The sequence below is a fragment of the uncultured Flavobacterium sp. genome (assembly GCF_951805225.1).
Taxonomy (GTDB): domain Bacteria; phylum Bacteroidota; class Bacteroidia; order Flavobacteriales; family Flavobacteriaceae; genus Flavobacterium.
Genome location: NZ_OX638201.1, coordinates 1828506 through 1854629, shown reverse-complemented (window position 1 = coordinate 1854629; position 26124 = coordinate 1828506). Strand labels below are relative to the sequence as shown.

20 protein-coding genes are annotated in these 26124 nt (G+C 34.5%); all 20 read right to left on the bottom strand.

Annotated elements, in window-relative coordinates; all coding sequences use genetic code 11:
• Positions 1-96: 96 nt before the first annotated feature.
• Positions 97-1143, bottom strand: coding sequence for a DUF4157 domain-containing protein (locus tag WN975_RS07835; protein ID WP_337966035.1), 1047 nt, complete (start codon positions 1141-1143; stop codon positions 97-99).
• Between the two features lie 192 nt (positions 1144-1335).
• A complete protein-coding gene (locus WN975_RS07830) occupies positions 1336-1722 on the bottom strand; it encodes a hypothetical protein (RefSeq protein WP_337966034.1) in 387 nt (128 codons plus the stop codon).
• A 75-nt stretch (positions 1723-1797) separates the two neighbouring features.
• The gene (locus WN975_RS07825; protein WP_337966033.1) at positions 1798-2931 is read right to left on the bottom strand and encodes a DUF4157 domain-containing protein; all 1134 of its coding nucleotides are present in this window, start codon (positions 2929-2931) and stop codon (positions 1798-1800) included.
• Positions 2932-2938: 7 nt separating this feature from the next.
• The gene (locus WN975_RS07820; RefSeq protein WP_337966032.1) at positions 2939-3757 is read right to left on the bottom strand and encodes a GH-E family nuclease; all 819 of its coding nucleotides are present in this window, start codon (positions 3755-3757) and stop codon (positions 2939-2941) included.
• Between the two features lie 44 nt (positions 3758-3801).
• Positions 3802-4440: a GH25 family lysozyme gene (locus tag WN975_RS07815; RefSeq protein ID WP_337966031.1), complete on the bottom strand. Its 639-nt coding sequence runs from the start codon at positions 4438-4440 to the stop codon at positions 3802-3804.
• A gap of 83 nt (positions 4441-4523) precedes the next feature.
• Positions 4524-5102, bottom strand: coding sequence for a hypothetical protein (locus WN975_RS07810; RefSeq protein ID WP_337966030.1), 579 nt, complete (start codon positions 5100-5102; stop codon positions 4524-4526).
• A 6-nt stretch (positions 5103-5108) separates the two neighbouring features.
• Positions 5109-6482, bottom strand: a complete 1374-nt coding sequence (locus WN975_RS07805; protein WP_337966029.1) for an ATP-binding protein — start codon at positions 6480-6482, stop codon at positions 5109-5111.
• Entirely contained in the window at positions 6472-7395 is a 924-nt protein-coding gene (locus tag WN975_RS07800; protein ID WP_337966028.1) for a hypothetical protein, read from the bottom strand. The genes WN975_RS07805 and WN975_RS07800 overlap by 11 nt, the downstream gene beginning before the upstream one ends.
• A gap of 438 nt (positions 7396-7833) precedes the next feature.
• Positions 7834-8676 (bottom strand): hypothetical protein, encoded by an 843-nt coding sequence (locus tag WN975_RS07795; protein WP_337966027.1) that lies wholly within the window; start codon positions 8674-8676, stop codon positions 7834-7836.
• A 14-nt stretch (positions 8677-8690) separates the two neighbouring features.
• Positions 8691-10634, bottom strand: a complete 1944-nt coding sequence (locus WN975_RS07790) for a hypothetical protein (RefSeq protein WP_337966026.1) — start codon at positions 10632-10634, stop codon at positions 8691-8693.
• A gap of 436 nt (positions 10635-11070) precedes the next feature.
• Positions 11071-14766 carry a contractile injection system tape measure protein gene (locus WN975_RS07785; RefSeq protein WP_337966025.1) on the bottom strand — a complete coding sequence of 1232 codons (3696 nt, stop codon included), beginning with the start codon at positions 14764-14766 and terminating at the stop codon, positions 11071-11073.
• Complete coding sequence (locus WN975_RS07780) at positions 14750-17485, bottom strand: hypothetical protein (protein WP_337966024.1); 2736 nt, start codon at positions 17483-17485, stop codon at positions 14750-14752. The genes WN975_RS07785 and WN975_RS07780 overlap by 17 nt, the downstream gene beginning before the upstream one ends.
• Positions 17486-21238, bottom strand: a complete 3753-nt coding sequence (locus tag WN975_RS07775) for a hypothetical protein (protein WP_337966023.1) — start codon at positions 21236-21238, stop codon at positions 17486-17488.
• Positions 21235-21672, bottom strand: coding sequence for a GPW/gp25 family protein (locus tag WN975_RS07770; RefSeq protein WP_337966022.1), 438 nt, complete (start codon positions 21670-21672; stop codon positions 21235-21237). The genes WN975_RS07775 and WN975_RS07770 overlap by 4 nt, the downstream gene beginning before the upstream one ends.
• Complete coding sequence (locus WN975_RS07765; protein ID WP_337966021.1) at positions 21665-21964, bottom strand: PAAR domain-containing protein; 300 nt, start codon at positions 21962-21964, stop codon at positions 21665-21667. The genes WN975_RS07770 and WN975_RS07765 overlap by 8 nt, the downstream gene beginning before the upstream one ends.
• Before the next feature lie 365 nt (positions 21965-22329).
• Positions 22330-24129: a type VI secretion system tip protein VgrG gene (vgrG, locus tag WN975_RS07760; RefSeq protein ID WP_337966020.1), complete on the bottom strand. Its 1800-nt coding sequence runs from the start codon at positions 24127-24129 to the stop codon at positions 22330-22332.
• Positions 24129-24803, bottom strand: a complete 675-nt coding sequence (locus tag WN975_RS07755; protein WP_337966019.1) for a hypothetical protein — start codon at positions 24801-24803, stop codon at positions 24129-24131. The genes vgrG and WN975_RS07755 overlap by 1 nt, the downstream gene beginning before the upstream one ends.
• Before the next feature lie 199 nt (positions 24804-25002).
• A complete protein-coding gene (locus WN975_RS07750) occupies positions 25003-25173 on the bottom strand; it encodes a DUF5908 family protein (protein ID WP_337966018.1) in 171 nt (56 codons plus the stop codon).
• 6 nt (positions 25174-25179) lie between these two features.
• Positions 25180-25650, bottom strand: a complete 471-nt coding sequence (locus tag WN975_RS07745) for a phage tail protein (RefSeq protein ID WP_337966017.1) — start codon at positions 25648-25650, stop codon at positions 25180-25182.
• Entirely contained in the window at positions 25637-26107 is a 471-nt protein-coding gene (locus WN975_RS07740; protein WP_337966016.1) for a phage tail protein, read from the bottom strand. The genes WN975_RS07745 and WN975_RS07740 overlap by 14 nt, the downstream gene beginning before the upstream one ends.
• Between the last annotated feature and the right edge of the window lie 17 nt (positions 26108-26124).

The window sequence follows — 26124 nt, the reverse complement described above, 5'->3', positions numbered from 1 at the left end:
CGCTACGCAGTCTCAGTTGAATTAATGCCGGAATTAAATTTTTCAGATTTATTTGCAGATACGCACATAATAATTGTTTTCTCTTTTTAAAACATTTTAACTAATTATCCAGCCATATTGCTTAACCTTTCCTGCTGCTTCCGCTATAAGTGTTTCTATTTCTATCCACTTAATAGGTGGTATTTTTCCTCCAGCCTGATCTTCTTGCGTCTTGTAAGCATAGTCGAGTAAAGCAAGATTTCCTTTTGGAAGCAATGGAGCGCTGTCGCCAGTTTTTTTACTGCCAAAACAACTGGTAAAACAAGACCAGAAACCACCTTCTTCAGCTTTTTTAGGCTCATAATTTTTAAAGCCGAATTTTTTTGCAACTAATGCACCACTCTCACTTAAAGAACCTCCACCCAAATACATAATCGAATGTCCACGTTGTGTAGCTGCGAGATAGGTTAATAAATATGAAATTCCTTGTCGAGCAAAACCAGGTTCAACTTTTATGTAATCTTGCGAAACAACTCCCATACCTATAGAAGTATAATTCACAAAACCTATTTCTTTTTCGTTTGACGTTAATGAAACTTTTCCCTCAGAATAAACAACCTCTAGCACCGTGCCTTCTTTATTACTTGCGCTTACCAGTTGCGCTGTCGAAGTATTTTGCACTGATTTATTACTAGGAGAAACCATTGCAGATTGCGGTTTTGATTTCATTTGCAAAGCTTTAGCACCCATAACATCAGCTTCATTTTCCAAACCTTTATCATCATTCACATTTACTTTCCCCTTCATTTGCAAAGTAGGTTTTACTCTGCCTTGTTTTTGTTGTACAACATGCCAGGCTTCATGAGGCAAATGTTTTTCCTGTCCGGACGCGATATGAATATTAGTTCCCTGCGCATAGGCGTGAGCATTAAGCTGTGCAGGTTTATTAGAGTTGTAATGAACCTTTACATCATCCATAGAATGACCGGAAAGATTTTCGATTCCTGATTTTAGATTTTCAGGTAAGCCAGTATTGTTTACTTTTCTTTGTAAGAGAGAAGCAGGGCGATTGTCTTGTAAAGTAATTGCTTTGTTCTGAATGGGTTTTTCATTCAGACTATTCGCAACAGATTGCGTTTTGGCTTTTTCATAACTATTTTCCATCTAGTATTTTATTAGAATATTAGGAACCCGTTATTAAATCTGCGAATTAGCTTTTTTTTGTTCTTGTGTTTTTGCCTATATAAGTCTTCATCATTTTTAGGTTTATTCTAATTTTCTTTTAAAAATGAAGTCGCTTACTACTTAGGTGTCTAAAAAGCTAGTGTTAACACTTAATTTTTTTTATCAAATTTCTTATCTACCACCTTTTGGTGCCTTTTTAATAGCTTTTGCTGCCGCTTTTGCTGCTCTTTGTTCTTGAAAATGCTTTCTATCTTCAGCCCTTTTGGCTTCTCTTTTTCCGTCTTTTTCTGCTCGAGCGGCTGCATGCTGTTTACTTTCTACATTTCCATGACCTGGGTCTTTTCTTGCCATCCCCGTGCCTGAAGCTTTTTTACGATGATCTGCTAGTTGTACCACATTTTTATTATCAGATGTTGCGTCTCCTATTTTTCTTTGCAAAACAGATGTTGGACGGTTATCCACAATTACTGAATTCTTGCCATTATCTTTTCTCTGTGCAACAGCATTTGCTACAGATTGGCTTTTATTATCGGGTATTTTGTCAATGTGAGTATTCATATTTTTTTAAAATTTGGTTAATTAATTGTACTAATTAAAGTCAAATAGTTTTCTGCCAGGTTTTGTTATGGAGTTTTAAGGTTGTATTATACCATCTCCTGGATAAGCTTCTTGTAGTATATGCCCATCTATTGTATACATAGGTAAACCTACAGGGTGAACATTAAGGGTTTGTTTAAATTCAATTGGAAGGTTTTTAACGGTTTTTAATGCGTTTTTTACTGTTGCTCTTTTAAGGATTTTCATTTTGTATTCAATTTGAGTACCATTACCCGCACTTAGTAGATTATTTGCTCGATTCTCAATGGTTTTATGTAGCCCATTCATTGAAGAAGTAATCGGGACAATATTTTTGAAACTTCCACTGCCTCCCAATTGATCATTAACCATGTGTCCTCCAATCCAGCTACCTCCAAAAAATTTCTTTACCTTTTGTGCTTCCGCTCTTGGTCCACTCTCAACTCCAGTCGCCCGACTTAAACCATTTATTAATCCAGAGGTATAGCTATCTTTTTTATTTCTAACAGTCATTGTTTGTTTCTTAAGATCAATTGCATGTTTGGGAGCTTTTTTAGCCTTTGCCTTTGGCTTTAGCTTTTTACCTTTTTGTACGACAAGAGATTTCAATTGATTGGGTTTGTTGGAATTGTTACGGAGAGACTTTTGATCAACAGAATAGTTTTTATTTTGAGATTTTAAGTTATTCTCTTTTGCTTTAGTCTGTAATGCTTTTGCACCCATCACATCCGCTTCTTTCTCCAAGCCTGCATCATCATTCACATTTACTCTTCCCTTCATTTGCAAAGTAGGTTTTACCCGTCCTTGTTTTTGTTGGACAACATGCCAGGCTTCGTGCGGTAAATGTTTTTCTTGCCCTGATGCAATATGAATATCTGTTCCCTGTGCATAAGCGTGGGCGTTAAGCTGTTCAGGTTTATTAGAGTTATAATGTACTTTTACATCATCCATAGAATGACCTGAGAGATTTTCTATTCCGGATTTTAAATTATCGGGCAAACCAGTTTGATTCACTTTTCTTTGAACAGGCATAAGAGAAGCCTGTTGCAAACTACTTCTATCAGCAAGTTTTCTTTGTACAACAGAATATTCCCGATTATTTTTTAATTGTACAGCAGTAGCTCCGGCACCTTTATCGGGAACAGTTGAAGCTATTTTATTTTCGAGTATTTTTTCGTGTTGTTGAGTCATTTTCTTTTTATGATGTTATGCCTGCGCCGCCAGAACCGGGATCTGGACCCTTGCGGAAATCGCTATAAAAACCTTCGTTCTCAGGTTCTTCACTAGGAGTATGATATCCTTCTTCATCAGTATCACTTTCATAATCTACTTTTTTCTTTTTCTCATACTTGTGACTTTCATTGCATACTTTGCAAAGAGCCCTTAAACGATCCGGATCATTATGATCTTCTTTTATTTCTTCATTAGTTGCACCTTTCGACTTCAAATCGCGTTCCCGTGTTGCCCAAGTAGGATAGTGGTCTAATGTCAAAGCCCGTTGTTCGTGTAAATTCCCTGTTTTACTTGTATATGCAAACTTTGTCAATTCTAATTTTTTGCTTTCCTTTTTTGTAGCAGCCAATGGTCGTCTGCATGCCGGACAAGTATAAATCTCCTTGTACTTATCGTTTACATTTTCACGTTTGTGCGCAGTTTTTCTTATTACCTGTTCAGTAGTCTCTAGTGGTACATGATATCTCTTTTGCTTTTTTGCTTGCGGAGGTACAAAATTACCGCTGTCATCGCCGTCATTTTTTTCCTCATCACTTTCCGGATCTTCTCTTTTTCTTTTCTTCGAATTCTTTTTCTCCTCTTTTTTACCACCTTTTAACTGCACAACACCAGTATTAGAAAATGTATTTTCTTGTAGACTATTCTCTACATGTTCCTGTATTTTTCTTTGTACAAGAGAATATTCACGATTGTCTTTTAATTGAACCGTGTTATTATCCCGATTTGCATTTGCGGCAGATAGAAATGTTTTATTTTCCGATATTTTTTTGTGTTGCTGCGTCATTTTCCTCCTTTTTGAATTATACAACTGCGCATTATTTCAGAATCTTAACTCGATTGAATAAAATTTGAAAAAGCATTACTATCACCATTAAAAACATCATAATCATTAAGCTGACCATTTAGTTTATAACTTTGAGATTGTTGCCAGATCGTCCAGTTTTTCCAGACATTTGGTATTTTTAGCGTACTGTTATAATTGGCAATCCATAAAGCATAACCCGCAAACGAAGGATCCGTCAAATAAGCATTTGCTGTATTATTATCTGTATAAATAAGAGGTTTTCGTCCCGTTTTTTGTTCTAATAAAGTTAAGAACTGCAATAAATTAGGCTGAATACTCGCTTTATTAACGCCCGCATCAATACTGCTTTCTTCAAAGTCAACAATAGGAGGAATGTCCGTGTCTGAAAATGCGCCCATAACACCCAAATAATTTGTAACTTGCTTAGAAGGATCATCATTACAATGGTAAAAATGATACGCGCCACGAACATATCCTTTTGCCTGAATTGCTGGCCAGTTTGTCTTAAAACTCGAATCCGTATACGTAATTCCTTCTGTAGCTTTACAAATTATAAAAGAAAGCTTATCAACTTGCTTGTTTAGAAAATTGATTTCATTGCCCTGATATCTCGAAATATCAATGCCAAATACTGTAAAATTACTGGTTGTTGGTGTAGTCATTTTTTATGTTTTTTAAGTTGTTTTTTGAATTAGAATTGCAAGATCCCGAGGCTTCGGGAGTAAAAAAGTTAATCAGTTATATTCTAGAGATCGTCGTCTTCTTCTATTTTTTTAAACTTAGTCACCTTTACAGGACCAATTCCTTTTAAATAATAAATTGCCGAACAAAAAGGATGGTTATGAATCAAAGCTTTTAATTCCCTAAGATTTCGATCATAATAAGGAAGCGTAACTTTTTCTCCCGTAATAAGCTTTACTAAATGATCATTTTGTAAAGGATAAATTTTAAACAAAGGTTTTCGTGCTTCGTAAAAAATATTTTCATCATCAGCAATAAAAGAAATTTCTCTCCTGTTTTCCTTTAGTTTTTGAGGATTGGTTTTTAATAAAAGAATAATCTTAGTCTCAATTTTATTCACCATTTCCTCTATGTTTTTTTCGGTAGTTTGTACAACCAAATAAACATTCTGACTTGTAATAAGATATCCATTTATAAAAAAATAAATCTTATCATCAAAATCATTCAAAGCCATTGCAATTATTGCATTTACATAATTGAAATCGAAATGTTTTTTCCAGTCACCAATTTTAAGCGTCACTTTATGGCGTTGCATTTGCGGTGCAGCAACGGCGACTTTCTTTATGTTTTCAGTCTTTTTCATAATCCGTCAATTCATTTGAGTAACCTTTAGCGTTTTATTCTCTTTTTTAAATTCACGTCTAATGCCTTCCAGCAAATCCTGACGACTTACAATAGTTTCATTTTTTTGAATTGCAGCCAAAGCACAAAACCTCAGAACATTTATAATTGCTCCACCAGCCAATTCATAATTTTCGGCAATGTTCTCAATATCAATTTCCGGATCAAGCCGACATTTTCCTGAGAATGCTTTTTCCCATAACAAAATCCTTTCTTCGGCAGTTGGCATCGTAAAATGAATCATCGACTGAAACCTTCTCGAGAAAGCCTCGTCCATATTTTCTTTTAAGTTAGAAGCCAGAATAACAACTCCCGGAAAATCCTCAATTCTTTGCAGTAAATATCCCGTTTGCTGATTGGCGTGTCGGTCATTTGATGAGGTTGCACTGGTTCTTTTTCCGAAAAGCGCATCAGCTTCATCAAAGAATAAAATCCAGTCTTTGTGTTGTGCAACGTCAAATATCTTAGACAGGTTTTTTTCGGTTTCACCAATATATTTAGAGACAATCATCGAAAGATCAACCCTGTAAACTTCTCTGTTTGTGTTTTTTCCCAGTAAAGTTGCCGTAAGCGTTTTACCCGTTCCCGGAGGTCCGTAGAAAAGCGTTCGATAACCCGGTTTTATTTTATTCTCAAGACCCCATTCCTTCATAAGAGTTTCACCATGATTGAGCCACGCATTAATTTCCATAACCTGATTCATAACATGATCTTCCAAAACCAAATCATCCCAATTCATATTGGTCGAAATTTGCTGCGCCGGAAACGAAACACTATGTTCGAGTTTAGGCAAAACTCCAGTTATAAAATAATGTAACCAACGATCATTAATCGAAATTATCTGATTCAAAACTGGCACATAAGATTCTGTAGCTTCCAGAACCAAAACCTGTTCTTTAGCAAGGATATTTGCCGAGCTCAGAATATTCAATATTTCGATTCTTAATTCAGGATTAACCGCCGTAATCAAAAAAGATAAAGTTTGACCAGTTGGTAAAAAACCGCTGTGATTTTTATTGACAACTCCGCCAAACTCCGTAAAACCACGATCGTACATCGCATTTTTGCTAAAGAAAATATCCAGAACTTCAGGTTTAATCTGAGGCGCAAGAATCAAAGCAAGACAAAGACGTTCGTAGAGATTCAAATCCCATTCTATTATTTTTTTATAATAAACACTATCTTCAATATCGGTGTCAGTTTCAGTTTCGGGCAAAGGAATATCCTGCCATCGATTTTCATGACCTTCCTGAAGCAAATAACTGCAAATAACCTGATCGATTACCCTTTGCAGCCAATCCATTTCATTATGCAAAACAATAATATCAGGATTAGTTTCCATAAGCGCCAAATAGTTTTTCTACATCGTCAAGATTGGCATCAACCCATTTAAAATACAACAAAGCCGTATTAGGATTTAACTCATTGCATTGCAACATATCAAGATAAAATCCCTGCGCATTTTGCATCAGCATTTGAGTATTATAATCAATTTCATTATGAAAATTCGAGTCAAAAAAAGAATCCGTCCATTCACTGATATTATTTTCTTTAGCAATAAAATCACTAATAAAATAAGCCAGTTTTTCGTCCTGAACCACTAGTTTTTTAGCTTTGAAGTAAGCAGGTTTTCTTTTGGTTTCCCTGTGATAATATTCAATATCTTTTGATTGAATTGTTTTGGTATTATGATGTCCAAAAATATCAACCAAACCAAAGTTTTCAGCCTCGCAAGCCAATTCCAGTTCAGCATTTGCTTCACCAGCCGTAGCAAGAGTTGTATTAGAAGCTGTAGCACTTTCTGTAACTACATAAAGTTCCCTGAAAGAATATAAAGTTTGCGTTAACTTTATAATTAATTGCTGCTGAATTTCATTCCAATTATTGATTTTTATCGATTCCGGTTCTTCAGCCTTAAAAATGAAACTTCCCTTATTGGCAAAAGCAAGTATTTGTTTGCTGAATTCAAAATTACTTTCGATAGAACCGTGTGCGTGAGCGCGTCCCGAATACGGTTTTGAAATCCCGTCGCTAAAATTCCAATTAGCATCATTTAAGGTAATTATTCCACTAATATCTGCATCGTGATGTGATATAATGCCATTGCGATAAATGTTGCCAAGAAGCATTATTTCTCCATTTTTAATTTGGAAATAATCACCTGGAAAAAGATTTTTATTCAACGGTTTCGTCGGCAGAAATCCTCCCGTTTTAAGATAAAATTGTCTGTAAAAATTCTTGTTTGTATGATCCATAACCTTAAAATTTATTGATTAAAGTTCACTGAATACATTTCTGAAACAGTGTTACAGTTTGGATATAAGTGCAAAAAAACAAACACGAACTTACTTCGTCTGTTCACTATCACTCAAGTCGCTAATTCGCACAAACTTTTATTAGTTATGCCAATAAAGAGTTGAAAGTTTGAAATTTGTGCCGTTTGGCACTAAATATTGGTAGCCCTTATAGGTTCTAAATTCGTTGGCGTGCCGTAGGTACGCAACAAATTGATAACTATTGCGTACCTACGGCACGCTAAATTTATTTCAATTCATGTTTTCTACCAATATTTAGTGCCTAACAGCACATTTCAACTCTTGATTCGCATTAGTTAACTGATTTTGCGAAAGCAAGTTCACGATCGAATTGTATCAATTCATGAAATTCGTGTTTAAAATTATTTTTACTTTATCTTAAGATGCATAAGCTGCTGCAGTTGCTGCCGCCAAACTAGATTGAAGCGATTGAAGTCTAACTTGCGCTTTAGCCAAATTGCCAGTTGCAATACTCAATTGTCTTGCAGTTTCATCATTTGCCGAATTTGCTTTTTCGTATGCAATCTGAGCATTTTTGTAAGCATTGTATAATAATGCTCTGATTGAAAAATCAGATACAGGTTTCAAAGTTAAAGGCGCGTCTATAGATTTTTCATCTGTCAAAGTCACATACAATTTAGCAGCCTGTTTGTTTTCCAAAGTAATTGCCGCTTCAGATTCCAGAACAGAAGCTTCTGCTGCCAAAGTCGATTTTAGAGCAATCAAAGTAAGCGAAACAGCATTATTAGCATCTGTACCAGCCGTATTTATTCGGCTAATCAAATCGTCAGAAATCAACGGATTAAGTGCTTTTTTGCGAATAACAAGATTAGAAAGCTTGTTGATTATTTCTACAGAATAAATTAACTTATTGATTAATTCGCTAATGTTTTCTGTAACTTTTGTCGCTTTCTCAGTTGAAATTATCGTTTTGCTAAAGGCATTATTAGAATTATAACCCAATTCATAAGCGTTTTGAATCACCTGATCGATTAAGTTTTTATTGCTTAAAGCGTGTGAACGATTACTTTCTGAAACTAATAAATAACCTTGATATTTTGTCGATTTTTCGTTCAGCGAATTCACAATTATTTGCTGTTGCTGAACAGTTGCTGTTGCATCAATTACTTGATTTTTCAGGAAGTCCAGTTCCGCTTTTTTCTTTTCAGTAATCCCATATCTTTGCAATTTTGGGCCAGGTTGTAATACTTGAGTTTCCATATCGTTATGTGGTATTAATTAGTTGTTGGGTTTGCAATTTCTTTTGTAGAATAAAGTTCCGGAGTAGTATTTTGCCAATCAGAAAGACTGTTTGTATACTTGCTTTTAAAAATTTCGGGACCTTTGTAGTAAGACAAAACAACAGGAATATATTTTTTGTCCTCAATCAGCGGATTTCCAAAATTATCAGTAGTTGTACCATCAATATGAGCGATAAATTCGTTAGCCGAATTACTGCTTTTATGCGATTTGGCGCTCGTATAATTTCCGGCAGGAATATTCTCTGCTAAATTCAGATTGAAGAAAAAAGCGTTAGTATTTTTAACCGTTTTAGGCGCTTTATCTTTAGTTTCTTTCAGTTTTGCATTCAATTCTGCCAATTGAATTTTTGCAAGACGCAATTTTTCTTTAGCATCAGACAAAGCATTTTTTAAACTGTTATTTTTTGATTTGTCCTGCTCCGTATCTTTAGCATTTTTAGCTGCATCAGGAGTTGTTTGACTTGCAGAATTGTTCAAAGTTTCGATTTCTTCGTTAAAGAATTTAATCTCTGCTTCAACATTTTTAATTTCTTCGTTTAACTCAAGAGTTTCAATTTTAGATTCAAGCGTATCCAAATCCTCATTTGTTAATATATCATCAGGATAAGGCAAGAAGAAACATCTGTAATCAATTTCATTTGTTTTTAAAACCTCTTCATTTTTAACGCTAAAAGTGATTTTAGACAAATCTTTAGAACCAGTTTCTCTTGAAACCACAATTCCGCTGGCATTTTGTAAAGTATAAGTCAATTCAAATGTTTCAGAAGGAGCAGACAGATATTCATCAAAAGTGTTGATCTCTTTCTTGTAACTTTCTGTAAAAACGATCAAAAGAAAAGCAACATAATTTTCGCCAAGAATCAACGGATCATTATCAGAATCTCTAAATTGTTTGTAAGCTATAGACGCAGAATATTTTCCGGATGCATTATGAGGAACACTTTTACACTGAGCCGAATTACCTACTAAATCTTCTGCATTAGAAACACTAAAGAATGATTTTTTGCTGTCTTTTACCAGAATCACATTATAGCTTTGCACAGGTTTTTTTAATCCGCTGCTTTCAGTTGAAGCATCTTTTTCTTCAGAAGCAAAAGGAGTTTTAAAGCCATCAAATAATACATTAAAAGAACCGGAATCAGATGGATCAAAAGGATTAGGAACCTCGACAACTATGTTTTGGTTGAAATGTTTGTTATTATACGAGTACGCTTTTTTTGAAGCTTCATATTCAACTTCACTACATTTTATAACACCTTCTGCAGCTCTCGTTGCAATACTTGCTTTAGATTTTATGTCATTGTCTACCGTTAATACCGCTGTAATAGCTGTTAAATCAGCAGTTGCAACCTGCAATAAATTGTTGACAGAAGTATTGGTTAGTTTAGCGCCATCAGCAACTGTAGTTGTAGCAACTTCAGAAATTGCGGCCGTTGCTTCCATAGCATATTGCGAAGTTTTCTCGGCATCATAAGCCGTTTTATTAATCAGATTATAAGCCTCAAGAGCTTGCGGATAAATATCAGTTGCATAATCAGCAGCATTAATAATACTGTAAATACTGCCAATATCACTTGCCAAACGCACAATCGAATTTGAAGCAATTTGAATGTTCGAAGCACAAACTGCCATATTTGTAACCGATTGTGTTACATACGTTTTTTGCTGATTTGCAGACAATAACAGATTATCTGCCATGTTCTTATTCTTAACAACGACATTATTTATGCGTTGTTTTTCTTCGTACATTTTTGTTGTAGCATCAAGTTTTTCCTGAGCAACAATTTCGGCGCCTTCGGCATAATAAAGAGTAAACATTGAGGCGCTCAATTGCGTACTCAATTGTTTTTTGGTCATCTCCTGACTTTCTAATGAAGACAATACACTAGAATGCAGATTTTCATTGTAGCTGTTCATAATAGTTTTTTTTAGTTGATTAATTTATATTTCAAGATCGTATTCAAGGTTTTTTATTTTCTAATTCATTATTCGTAATCGAAACCCAATTCTTTGTCAATTCTTTGTCGATTCACATTATCCAACGGATTAAAATCCGTTGCTACAAAACATTTCATTCCTCCGGAATTTTATAAAGCGTTCCGAAGGAACAAATTATATTGTAGAGATGGATTTTAATCCATCATACGCAATCCAAACCCAATCTTTGTCGAGCCACTCGTGGAGATTTCTCCTCCGTCGAAATGACAAGATTACGCTGATAAAATCCGTTTTTAATCCGCGTTTTCGCAAAGCGAATCCGCGTCATCCGCGTTCTATATTATCGCCAATCTTTAATGTTCTGCAACAGCTTTGTCAAAGTTTAAAACTTTGACAAAGCTTGCCAATGTTCAGATTAATAAGGCCACAGCACATGCAAAGGCTTATCCATCCAATGGTATTTTATAATCGAAAAAGCAAAAGGAGATCTGTTAATCAATATATCATACGCCCTTTTGTCAACCGTAAGTTCCCATTTATCCTCCTGTTCAACCAGAATTCCGTCGCGAACAAGCCAGTTTCCCCGAAAACCATCTGTGGAGCAATCTCCAATTTCCGGCCAATGCGAAATCGCCGCTTGCAGCAAACCGTTTATCAATTGTTTTTCGTGATCCGGTATTTCAATAAAATCCGGCACCGTATCCGTCAACGGCAAACCGCACAAAACTTTATTCAGAGGCAAATAAACCTCTTCCGTTTCCTGCATTCCCGTAATTACATATTGTAGATATTGTACAGCTCGAACCTGATGTTCATTGCTTATAAACTTATTTTCGGCAACAAGATTCAATCGTTCAAACAAGATCGATATATAATTGTTCAAGAGCACAATTCCTGCATTTCTAACTGCGATACCTTGTTTAAGGCTCGTTTTTGGGCTTGTTTTAATTTTATTTAATTCCATTTTCGAAAATATTTCAGTTTGTTTTAAAATAGGAGCAGATTGTTTTTCCGACCTCAGAATTTCTTTGAAACCAAGTTGCAAAGCAGGCGGAAACTGGTAAATATATTTTTCAAGATCAGACAGAAAGCTTTTCTTCGAAATCCCTTTTTTGGCAACAACTTCCCAGATCAGTTCATTCCAGATTTTATCGATCGCAATAAGTCTCCAATTGTCATTTGTGGCAGCTTTTAGAAGTTTTCGCAACAAGAGATGCTGCATTTCTTTAGAAGCCAAACCTTTGATTTCGACCGAACCCAAAACATGATTGAATTTCTCCAGAATCCTCAAATACGATTCCCTGTTTTTATCCAGTTGACTTATTGCATTGCACAAATTATGAAAGCTAATATTTCGGCAAAGCCAATCCATTTGCGCCTCAGGAATAATTTCTTTTTTAAGTATTCTAAAGAAAATCTTCGGTTCTTTTACAATAATTACATTCAGAATATCTTTGATTTCTATGGTTTTAGAAATAATAAAATCTGATGGAATTTTTCGTTCTATGATAATCGATGAAATCCATTCGTATTTTTCTTTCTCCGATAATTTCTCAATTTCAAACAGCATATTGTTGTTGATAGATTCCAAAATTCCATTAGAAACCGTATAATTAGAAATACTGTTATTTTCGAAAAAGTGATCAAATTCTGATACTGAATTTGAGGCTTCAAAAGATTTTATTTCGTTTTGAAGCTGAAATTTTTCCTTCACAACATTAATTTTTAAATACGATTTCAGTTCCTTTTGAAGCAATTTTTCAAATAAAACTTCATTGCCTTTATATGCCGAATATTTCAGAATCGTTTTCCAAAAAAGTTCGTTTAATTCCTGCGTCATTTTAGTTTTTGAAACTGATTTTACATTTCGAATAATAGTTTCCGACGTTTTCTGAATCCAATTTTTTTTCAGCGCATTTCCGTTTGTCAGGAAATAACGCAAGATATTTTCGCTTTCTTTTCGATCTTGTTTTCGAAGTAAAACAAATCCCGAATCATTAAAATTAGCCGACAATAATTGCGCTAATTCAAGCTGATCTTCTTGCGATGTATTTTGAATAAGCAACGCAAGCGCAAGTGTATCAATAGATTTTGTATTCTTTAATTGATTTAGAAAAGTCTTTTTGATCGCAACGCCAAAAGATTTAATTCGTTTGGACTGAATTAGTTTTGCGATAAACTGAAAATAATCATCACGTCTTGTATCGGTGACTTTTTTGGACAATTGCACAATTATAGTTTCCAGAAATAAAGACGAGTTATGTTCCGGATGAAATAATATTTCCTGCATTCCAAGCAACAATAAATTATCCGTCATTAATTCTTCTGGAAAATCATATTTGTCTTTTTCGTTCAGGATTTCATAGACAACTTGAATTGTTTGTACGAGTTTAGTTTTTTTGTAATTGGCAGTTTTTACCAATAATTGTAACATTTCGCGGTTTAGAATCAACGGAAGTATTTTCTTCAAAACCTCTTTATTTCCGTACGAAAGCATAACCTCAAAAGCCATTTTGGGATGCAGTAAAATAGTCTTGATCAGCGATCTTTGCAAGTCAATGAAAAAGATACTTTTAGTAGCATTTTTTTGCAATTCAAGTTCCAGTTTTGTAACAAGATTCTTAAAGTGAATTGCAGGATAATTAGAGTTATTGCTGTTTATTTCTTTGCAATAAATAGCATTTAAGTTCGTATATATTGTTGCAGAATTATTGTTTTTTACCGCTGCTGGAATCTTTGCATTTGTAAACATTGCCAATAAATGCTCGTGATTCAGATTGTTTCTTTTGCTTAATTCCTTAATGCAAAAAAGCAGAAATGTAGCATTATCAGCATTTTTATTTTTGATGAGAAAAAGAATTCCAATTTCCCATAAAACCTTGCTGTTTGTTTTTAGTTTAAAAGCCTGACTTAGTTTATTCAAGTAAATTACAGATTCCATGTGAAGCAATGATGGAGTAGCGTCCAGTCTGGAAAAAAGTATTTTTATCGAAGTTTCGTTCAAATCCTGAAGTAACAAAACAAGTAAACTTTCGTCTTTTAAAACAGGCTGAATAAGCGCATTAAATTTGGCTTGATTCTCATTATTTAATGCAACAATCAATTCGTTTAGATTGTTTTTGTCCGCTTTAAATCTTCGATCGCTTTTGTTTTTTAGCAATTTTTCGAGAACATTCCAATAATTTGTGTTCGTTTCAGGTTGATAATTTTCGCTTTTTTGAGTTTCATATTCCTGAGTCAATATTTTAAGGCAAGCGATAAAATTGTTATTCTGAGACGTTTTATCAGACAGTTTTACAATCGTATTTTCGATCAAAAGAATAAGTTCCGCGTAAGCGATATTATAATGATTCGCCATTTGCAGAATACTGCTTTTCATGAACGCCAATTTATTGAAAAGAGTTCCGCGTTCCAGCAATAAAAAGTTCAGAATAAAGAACCACAAATTCTTTTTGAAACTTGCCGTACTTGTCTGAATGATAGTTTCTTTGACCTGAATATTAGTCATAATCGAGCTAAACTCAATAATAGATCCGCTATTATTAGGTTCAAGTGCCGCGATTATTTTGGTTATATTTTTCTCATCAAATTGCCATGAAATTCGTTTTCTGACTTCCTCGTGCGTCATTCCGGTTTCCTTGATAATCGCAATAACTTCGGCAAGATTATTTTGGAGTAATTCTGCCATAATTTGGTTTACAGAACCTTCTTTATTTTGATAATTCCACGGCAAATAACCTTCCAATAAAAATACCATAAGATTCTCGAGAATCGATTTTTCTTTGTTGTAAACCGCAATTCCGTTTTGCTTCTGACTGTTTTGATACAGAATTAATTCGGCAATTTTCTCTCGTAATAAATTGCGTATTTTTCGACTCAAATCAAATTCAAGATCGCTATAATCGCAAGAACCAAGATCAAGTTCCAGCGATTCGATTCGCCAGCTTTGTTCCGGCGGACACAATTCGTTAAAAATATTGGCGACTTCTCTGGGCAAAGAAATTTTGCTCCAGGTACTTAAACGTTCCTGAAGTCTGTGACTTTCTCTTTTTTGGTCAAAAGTTGTGTCCCACTTTAGACTCGATACAATATGGCTATTTATTTCTTCCATTTTTTGTTTCTAAAATTGAGGTTAAACTATTGATCAAATTCGCCGCAGAAAGTGCAGGATCTGAAACTTTTACCATCTGCGGATTAACAAATAAATCCTGAGGCGCTTTAAAAATTAAACTGTCATGCCAATTAATATAATTGGGTGTAAAAGTTTCTAATTCCGAAAGGCTTACAAACAAACATTCGCATTTTATGCCTGTTGGAAGGCTGATATTTAAAAACTGTTTTAAGCGTTTTTTGAATTCAGGCTTTTTGAATTCCGGAATAAATTCTGGAAATAATAAGATTGTATTTTTTCTAAAAAGCTCGTCGTTAATTGTAATCGTGCCGTTTCCGGAAACAACTGTAATCTTAAATACATAATCTGATAAACTATTTTTTGTATAATCGCTGCCAATTACGGTTTCAGATTCATCAGAAACTAAAGGATATTTTTCGTTCGAAAACTCCAAATAACCTTTTGCAATTTCAATATCGAGAATCGCTTGGCTTGTAGTATTAAAAATATAATTTACATTAGTAATCGTTTGATAATCTGTATTTTGAATGCTATAAGAAGTATTGTCGCTTTGTTTTACGATTTCGATATTATATTTTAATTGGCTTAAAAGAATTGCAGTTTCGATAAAAATACTGCCATTTAATTTTTTCTTAAACCAATATGTTTTTTGAATGCTTTTATTAATAATCAATTGACTTTCAATAGAATTTGGAGAAATTTCGAATTGAGTCGTAATAAAATTGTTGTATATATTTCTTAATCCAAATAGTAAATTCAGCTTTAATTGCAATCCCGAAAAATTAATGAAATCAGTTTTATGCAGTTTTTCTTTTTTATTGAGTTGGTTTGATTTGAATACAAAATCAGTTGTGTTTTCGCGTATATGATCGTAATGATCGTTTTTAATGCTCAATAAACTTCCATCGTTATTTTGATTATGTGATGAAGTTATTTTTGAAGCAGCCAGAAAATTATATCCTTTTAGTCGGTTATAAGACAATAAATCAAGGTTTTGCAAATACAAACTCTTTAGAATTATCTGATCTTTTTTCTTATTTCCTGTATAAATTGTACCATCGATAATTGCGTCGATAATCTTTGGCGCTTCGCCGTGTCTGGCAAGTAAATGATCCAGTATTTTGTTGCGTCGATCCAGATTTACATGTTCTTCTTCCATGATTTTCATCATCCCAAAAATGTACGTATTGTAAGGATCTTGCTGATATTCAAGCCAACTTTTTTCTTTCAGTTCCTTTTTGGTTTCGTCGCCATAAGTATATTCAAAGACATCATTGTTTTTTAATAAAGGCTTGATATGTGGAGTATTATACAAAGATTGATAAAAATAACTTGGCGAAAACATTTTGTATGGAACGGGATATTCTAAATGTTTTTTCTCAAAATTATCTTTCAATGCATAAAAAGTATCATTGTCTGAAGGCGCTCCACAAACCGAATTTGTAAATGAAAATAACTGTGAAACATTTGCCAATTGCGAAAACTGATTCGCCAAAACCTGATCAAATAAGGTTAAATATCCTTTTAATTGACGGGATTGTGCAACTTGAATTGGCGCCGAATCGTCTTCGATTTTGTCATCGCCAATGCCATATTGCTGCGGAAATGTATTTTGAATCGAATAATAAGTATTGATGTCTCTAAAACTGCTTTTTGGCAATTTTATACTTGGCTTGTTATTTAAACTTGTTGGAGTTTCCTGATATTTACTAATATTAATCTGCAACGAACCAAAAGGATCAAGAGCAATATCTTTTCCGTTACTGCTTAACAGAAGTTTTTTTTCTGTATAAGAAGCCATAATATCTATGTTTAATATCTGACTTATAGTTGATTGCAATTCTTGTACAATATTGTTATTCTGATAAAGCTGCAATCCTGAAACTGATACAATTCCGGAAACTGATTCAATTATCGGAATTAAATCAATGGCTTTTATGGTGTCTTTTTTATCGGTTAAAGATTCATTTAAAATCCAGCCATTTTTAAGATATGGACCATCGTATATTTCGGCAGAATCATATCCGTTTTGTTTTAAAGATTCATAATTTACCTGCGCTATTTTCGGATAGATATAAGTGCGAATTGTATTTTGAAGTTCTAATAAAACCGCGTGTTCATCGACTTCTTTTTCAAGTTCTATTTTACCGCCAATCCAGCAATTTTGTGGCTGAAGCGCCATTGGCATATTAAAAAGTTCTCCAATATTTCGACTTTGATTAAGATAATAAAAGGCAGATTTGCAAATATTATTGTACTGAATTGTATCTGTAATATCCGGATTTATATACAGATATATTTGATAAACTCGGCTTAAAACCTGGATATTATTGTTGTAAGTTGTGATCGAAACATTATAAACATCTTCGATGCCATCGATGATATATTTTTTGTAATCATCGATTGTATAAGGCGCAGTTGTGAGGATTTTATAAGGTAAATAAAACTGATTTTCAATTTCTAATTTTCCGGTAGAATCTGTCAAAATATCCGGAATAGAAAAATCTGTACAATAGCCTAATTCCGTAAGTGCATAACAAACCTGATCGAGAATTGTCATTCCGGGATCGCTTGGATTAAAGTTTGTCCACTGGTCGCCAATATGTTTTTGGATATAATCAATAGCTTCGTCTTTCAGGAAATTAAAATCCTGATGCGGCGGAAGCTGTACTTTCGTTATTTGATTAATTGTATCCATTTATAGCTGAAAAATAAAATTATGATTTGGTGCCGAAACTAAAAGTGTCGATTGTCCGTAAGGCATTAAAGCACTTTTGTTTGTTTTTAATGGGATTTGTTGTCCTGTTTTTGGATTGATATAATAGCTCGAAAATGTAACACTGTCAACTGCGGCAATTCCTTCAATATTTTGAATAAAAGTGCTCACTTTGGCATTAATAAGTGGTTGTCCAATTTCAATCTGAGAAGGACAATTGGAGATCCAAGGCGATAAATATTCTTTCAGCGCCAGATTTACTGTATTACCCACAGGAGTTTTTTGGTAACCGCTTTTAATTGAAAATGTCGCATTAATAGAAACATATTCGAGATTAAAATTGGAGACTTTCAGGTTTGTAAATGGCGACGAATTGGCTTTTAAAAATTTTAGTATTTCAATTTCAAGAGAATTTGTAACCAAAGGAACAAACGCGCTTGAATCTGTATCTGATGCTACTTTTTTTACCAAATAGACGTTTGTGCTGTTGTCACTTTTTTTAGTAACGACTTTTGAATAATAAACGGTATCGAATTTTTCGGCAATCAAAGTATAATAATCTGCCGATGTGCTTGCTCTGTTTTTAGTCTTGATTGTATTACTTACTCTTTTATTTCTGTCGGTTTTGTCTTCGGCGGCTTTTCCTCCAAAAGAAGCAAAAGGCTGAATTATTGTGCCTATTTCCGGAATTTTGATTTCTGGTTTTGTGATCACATTTGCATCAATTTGCGGACTTTGTGTATCGGTCAAAAATGTAGTTCCTGTTCTTTTTACACTAAAACCATTTGTTTGCATAAAAATGGTTTTAGAAAACGAATCTATATCGCCGATTGTCACAATAGAAATCCAATTATTGGTTCCGGGCATTATTGTTTGGTTATTATTGCAATCTTCTGGAATTGGAATTTCTATAATTCCGGAACATCTAAAATCGTTTGTTCCATCTGATATTGGTTCAACTATTTTCCAGCCTGAATCGCTTAAATAATAAAATTGAACATGATTGTAAGTCGTAAGCGCCGTTGAGTTTCTGGCGAGTTCAAAATATAGGTTTAAAGTACTGTTGGAAATCAAATTATCAAGTTCTATAAATAAATTTCCATTATAATCGCAAGTTGGATAAAGCGGAAAACCTTCTTCAAGATTATTGGAAGATTTATCTATTATTGATGTGTTGAACAGCTTATTATCGGTTTGATCAACTGTTGCGCTATCAAATACAACATGGTTTAAAAATGGAGTATAAATAAAATATTGCAGCGGATAATCTCCTGCCGTTCCATCAAGTTTGTAGGTTACACTAGCTTTATAAATGGCAGAAAACGTTTGGATTTTTGGCGCAAAAGGAATATTGGCAGAAGCCAGAAAATCTTTGACTTCGGTGTCTTTTGCTATAGCAAGTTTATTGCCATTTTGTAGCGCAATACTCGAAACGACATTTCCATATAATTCAGATCCAAAGCCGTAAACTGGGTTGATTAATGTCATTTTTAAAAATCCTGACGAACTTTCTTCCGTAAATTTTAAAGGTTCTTTTTGAATATTTGGGTCTGGTTGCCAGCTTTGAGTTACAGTTTGCATTGTACTTGCAGTTGTATTTATATCTGCATTTGAAGTAGAAACTGCTTTAGAATAAACATAATAACTACTTGATGTATTAAGAATAGGATTGATGCTATTTGAAGATGGAGGATCGAATAAACAAACCGGTAACGGAACAGTATCAATAGGCACAAAAACTTTATCAACGTCGCTACTTTCAATTTTTGTCATTTTGATACCTTGCCAAGCTTTATCCTGCATGATATTAAAATTAGCAGTAAAACTATTGTTTGAGAAAACAGATGGCAATATAACTTCTTCCTGTTTTGGAGGCCAAATACTTCTAATCGTTTTTACAACTATTGAATCGCTGGTTTTTTCGGGTGGATACAAATAATCATTGTATTGCTTGTAATAAGCGTCAAAATTTGCAGGTCTTTTGTCCCAATCAATTTCTACGATAAAGCTATCCAAAGGTTTACTCAGTATTTCATTATTTCCGATAATAAAATTGGCATTCACCAACGGAATTGGTCCAAAAGGAGTGTAGGGATTTTTGGGACTTAACTCTCCAAAATCATTATACAATTGAAACGTTTTAACGCCTGTTACTTTTAATGCAATAGTTATCGAAGTAATTTTTGGTGCCTTAAAGGAGCTCGGAATATTCTGAAATAAGATTTTCATCATTGGCCAGTCACTTTTTAATCCGTCAGGATTAATCAGGAAAGGCTCAATCGCTTCAACAGTTGGATCAAGTTTAATACTGATTACGCAATTATTGGAAGTATTCTGTGTAAAATTTTCAGGAACTAAATTGAGTTTCAACCATTCTTTTTGTGTACTCAAAAAATAATTTGCTTCTTCCAGAGTTTGTAGCTCTATTGAATCATCAAATTCCAGCGTTAACGTTACGATTCTTTCCCCTTCACGCAATAATAGCATTGGCGAAGCAAACGAAATACCTGTTAAATTAGGATTTGCTACAGGATCTACAACTGGATTACTGGAACCAAATGTATCCCAACTGATTACTTTATTTTCGGTATCTAATTGAATAGTTGTTGGTTTTGCAATAGATTGCAAATTAAAAGATGGTGTGTTTTGCGCCTGATAAGAAAGCGTATGTACACTTGTAATCGTTGCAGGATTTAAGGTTACATTTTTTTGAGAAGCAAATAAAATCGGATTTTTTTGTGCATCAACTCCTGCGTTGAACAAAGTTTCTGCCGGTAAAGTAAAAGCCTGTGTTGGTTTTGTTAGTGTTGCACACAAAAAAGTATGATCTGCAATGGCAGGTAATTTGGTTTGTTTTAAAATATCTTTATAATAAAAATCAAGATGTTTCTCAGAAAGACCATTCAATTGATTTTGCTGAATTTTTAGAATATTTACAAAAGAGCGTAGGAGAACAGTATCCGGAAATGGGACTTTTTTAAGGTTTAATTTCTTAAATTCTTTTGAAGCATGATGAATTATCGTTTCTAAAAACTGAAATAATTTATCGCCAATTTTGGTTAGAATTTCCAAACTAAAAGACGTTATCGAAGCTGTTTCCTGCAAAATTGCCTGTTCTGCTTCAAACCCAAAAACTTGCCAGAAAGGTGTCTTGTCTTTATTGATAAACCAGATATTTTTATCAAAAGAATTAAATTCCTGAATTGGCGCCGGAACAACAAATAAACCATCGATCGACAATTTATATAAATATTCTCTAAAGGATTGAATCGCCCAAAAGTCAATACTTAATCTGGTTTTTACTTCTTGCAAAATATAGGTTTTGAGATCGTATATTTCGGTATTGCTTAGCATATAATGTGTCCAGCGTTCTATAATTTTATAAATCGCCGTAATACGATCAAATAAGTTGTTTAAAGCTCTCGAGTACGGATTTCCTCCGTTTTCTTTTTTAATTAATCTTTGAATTTCGTTACAGCCATTTTTATAGTCGGAGTAGAGACTTTTGTAGTTTGTTTTTGAAATTGAAGCCATCAAAATAACAGGATCTTTTAGCAAAAACGGACTCCAGTTTCCGTCAATCGTATTACTGTCATTATAGAAATTAATCAATTTGCTAAACTCCGTCAAAAAGTACAACCAGTCTTGCTCTGTTCTTCCGTCTATCAAATGCGGATTTGGAACGAGTGCTTCGTTGAGTGAATTTATGGCGCTATTTTGATCAATTAAAATCATTTTTTACGATCTAGGTTTGTTCCTTCTTTTAAATAAAATGGGAACACATAATTATGTCTTGTATTGGTTTTTGAGTAGATATAAGTGATCAATATTTCTATTTTTCCGTTTAATATATCTGTCGAAGCCACTGTTACGTCTTGTACCAATATTCTTGGTTCGTAGCGCAATAAGGCAAACTTGATGGTTTCTATAATTTCGCCTTTAAGCGTATTATCAATTTTTCTAAACATAAATTGCTGTATTCCAGAGCCAAATTCAGCTTCTAGAGTACGTTCGCCTTTTATGGTATTTAGAATCACATTGATAGATTCGTTGATATTGGTTTCATTAGCAGACAAATTCAGTTGATAATTATCTACAGAGAAAGACACCGGAAATGCCCATCCTGAACCTAAAAAAGCTGTGTTTGTATGTTCTATATTATTATCCACCTATCATAACATTAAATGCTCCAAGGACAATTGATCCTCCATGAGCGGTTGAATCTCCAATTCTCGCGGCTGGCATACCGCATATCATAACCGTTGATGATCCTTTTATAATAGAATCCGGCGGTCCCACACAAACCAACATATCGCCAACTCTGGCTGCCGGTAATCCTACGATCAAAACAGTTGGCGCACCCGGACCAACAATTGGCCCGCCAACATGTGGTATTGGTGGCAATCCCGGTGTAATCATCGGGCATTCGTGAAAGTCTGTAAGTCTTGCTGCTGGAGGCATAATTTTTTAATTGTTAGTTGTTAATTATTAATTGTTGGTTTTTTGGTTTAATCGGTTAATTGTTTTGTTGTTTAATCGTTTGTTGTTATGTCAAAATAATTCTCTCAATCTTGTCATCCCGAGGGACGAGGGATCTCCGCAAGAAACTCCGTTGCTATAATCGCCAATCTTTGTCGAGCTACTTGTGCCTTCGACTTCGCTCAGGATGACACAAAATGCGATTAATACCGTATAGATTATTGTTTATAGACTATTGTCTACAATCTATTTCAACAGCTTTGTCAAAGTTCAAAACTTTGACAAAGCTTAATCGCAATCAATCATCACAAACCAAGCATTAACAATTAATAATCAACAATTAACAATCAATTAATCATTACCATTGCGCCTTTCAACGTCAACTGCATTCCTCCGGAAACTTGTGCCATTTGTCCGCCTTGAGCGCTGTATTGCATGTCTGCATTTTCTTTGATGTTCAGGCCTTTTATGGCGACGTCTCCGGCACTTGATTGTATGCTAACGCCTTGATTTCCTTTTATGGTAACATTTTGATTTGCTGAGATATTGATGTTTTTTTGGCTTGACAAATCAATACCGCTGCTTGACATTACGATGCTATTTTCATTTTCATCCTTAATCGTGATTTTCTTGTCTTCATCACTGATTATGATGGTGTTTTTATTGGGCGTTGCTACGGTCCATATTTTCTTTTCGTCGTCAAATTGCACTGAAATTCCTGATTTGGAAACGATAGCTTTTGTTGTATTTTTTTGATTTGGATCTAAACCTGCAAAGGGTTTTATGGTTGTACTGCTATAAAGACTTCCCAGGATTATTGGATAACGCGGATCTTCGTTTATGAAACCCAGAATAACTTCGTCTCCAACTTCGGGCATGAAAAAAGCTCCGGCTCCGCTTGTCGAATAAAAATTGGTCATTCGTGCCCAGATTCCTTCGCCATTTGGATCTAATAACGGAACATCAACTAAAATTCTATATTGAGAATCGGGATCTTCGTACATCTTTTTTACGGTTGCATTGAAGAGACCTTTTGCTCCGGGAACAAGTCCTGAAGCGGGCGGTGCCATAACATCTGGTTCTTCGGTAAACCAAAACGGCGATAATCCAAGTGTAACTTCTGTAATCCAGTTTCCTTGCGATAAATCATGGACAACGCCACCAATTAAGTAATCTCCATTAAAGCGATCTCCAATACCGTCGAAGGTCATATATTTTCCGGGATCGACTAAATTAGTGCCTTGAAATTTGGCTTCACCCATTATTTTAGAATATTCACTTTTAATGATTTGTGCTTTTGACCAATTGGTTAAATCGGCAGATTCCAGAGGTGCCGAAGTTTGCAATTGATAGGTTTCAAGCCCAATAACTTCGGATAATTTTTTTGTTGTTAAATTTCCGGATCCTGCAACATTTGCCGAAGCAGTACCATTTACTACTGCCTGAGTTTTAAAATCCCAACTGTTTGCGGTTGCGCTTCCTAATTGTGTAACGGCATTTAATTTGGCATTAAACTCTAATAAACTATCTCCATAAGTTACAGTAAGTACTGATGATGAGTTTTTGTCTGGAGGAAATACAGAAATTTTTCCGTTTAAAGTGGTTACGATCAATCCATTTGCTTCGGCTAAAGCCAAAATATAATCCCAATCTGTAACATAAAATTGTACTTGTTCCGGCCAGGTTGTGGTTGTTGCAGTAATATCTGGTGTTATTCCTGAATAGTTTCCTATTATGGAAGATATAATTGCGCTGTCTTTTTGTTTGGAATACGTAAGGCTTTTTCGACCTACGATCATTTTTATGGCTTTGTCACGACATTCAATTTCTAATGCTGATCCTACCAAATTATCAATTCGAATGGTTTGACTCATAATTAAACCGGAAAAAACAACGACATTATTGTTGTCATAACCAGCTTCTATGCTAATTTCAGCGCCAGGCACAAAAACTGATGATGAACTTGCAGGAAACTCACCAGTATTGGCTTCTCCGTCCAGAATTGTAACTTTTGCAGAAGCAATTCGGTTTACTTTTTTTTCGATATGAACAGAAAGCACACTTAGTTCATCGGCTATTGCCGTACCATTTACTTTGACTACGAATGTTGCAATTCCGCCACTTTTTATTTCGGTTGAAGCGCCCATTAATTAGAAGGATTTATAGGTGGAAAAATTAGTTTGTCGATACCATTCAGGTTTCTGAATTTGTTCAGTTTATTAAATTGCGCAACTTGTATGTAGTAGGAATCATCATTCCATACTTTCTGACACAATTGCGGCAAAGACATTCCCTCAGAAACGGTTACGATATGAGTAAGATCCGGAGATTCCGGAGCATCAGTTCTGGTTACCGTTTTTGGAGAAATATAGCGGCTAAAAGACAAAGATAATTTGGCTCTCAGTGGACTTCCGTCTGGTTTAAACAGGGTATAAGAGGTGTCGATAGAATCGAGAACTCCGTTGAATGTGATGTTTTGACCCCATTGTATTTTTACAAAATTAGGACGATGAATTTTACCGTTATACGTATAAATAATCGTTTCTAAAGCTTTCATTTCTTTGGACATATCGATACGTTTTGCATCGACGATACCGGTACAATCTATTACCATTTCAAAACTTAACTTGTCGCTTGGCGTACTTTTGTACTTTTGCGATGCTGAGCTTGTTGCCGGAGCTTGCTGCTCGTTGTATTCTATGCTTTTTTGTATTTTGATATTATCGGGATTTATCATGAAAGAATAGGGATTTCCGGAGAATTTATTCTGAAATTCCTCGTCTGTATATCCCGTTATTTTCATTAATGCTAAACTTGCCATTGGTTTGTTATTTTAATTCTAAAAGAGTTTTTTGAGCATATAAATTATACTTTTTGAAGTTATAATCACGCGGATTATACGGATTCGCTATCGCGAAAACGCGGATAAAAACTGATTTTTTTCTTGATAAAAGTTCTCTCGCAGATTTTGTAGATTGAGCAGATTTTTTTTAATCTTTTTAATCCTTTAATCTGTGGCTTTAACGTTTATAGCTGTTTTCCTGATTTTTCTCGGCAATTAATCTTTTGCATTCTTCGAGTAATTGTTTTCTCAAAATTGATAGTTCTCTTTCTTTGGCTACAGCCGAATTTTTGCCATTTGTAGTTACAATTTCTGTTTTGATAATGAGTTCTCTTATTTCGATTGGCATAATTGTTTAGGTAAAAAGTTTATCAAATGTTGTATCCTTAGAAATGTTAAAATAGGTGTAGGCAAGTTCAATAGATTCAATAGCAATATTGCTTTCCTGAGAGTTTAGGTCAGAAACGGCATATTTTACCGGATAGGCATTATTAAAAGTCCATTGCATGCATACAACGCCAGAAGCATTGAGCAATTTTAAGATTACATTTTTAGGCTTGATTGGGTTTGATAATCCCTGATCGATGCAGTTGGCACACCAATTTACCAACTGAGATCCTGCAGGCACCATGGCTCTTTTAAGTACTAAGTTTTGACCGTTAGAAATAGTTGGGAGGCGATATTTAAATCTATTTTCGCCTCCACAAACAATTTCTTCAACGCTTAATTCTTTAGATATTCCGGATACCTCTTTGAAAGCCGCATCTACACCCGCAAATGAGAGTGTAAAATAAAAGCTAACGGGATAATCGTTACTTACCGCCATTTTTTATGATCAGTTGTTCGTGCGCAATTTCTATCGTGTCTACTGCAACTTCGTTTCCATCAGATTTTAAATCTGTACTGGTAATTTTTGTTGGCCACGCATTATTTAGAGTCCATTGCATGGTTACACCGCCTTTTTCGTCTAATAATTTTATCAGAACTGTTCTTCTTTTAATCGTATTCATTACGACTTGTTGATGCCAATCCCAGAAAGAATTGTCATTTACAAAGATTCCTCGCTTCATTGTTACGTTTCCGTATTTAGTAATTCCCGGCATTTTCTCTACAGAAAATAGTGGACTATTACTTTTGCGATATTCTATAATTTGATTTTCGACATCCATTCCTGTAACTTCCTGAAAAGCTACTTTTGTTAATTCAGTTCCAAGATCTACTTCGAATCTAAACTTTGGCATGGGCCATGTTGCGCCTTGTACGCTTCCGTCATCTGTTGCCATATTATTTTATTTTTAAA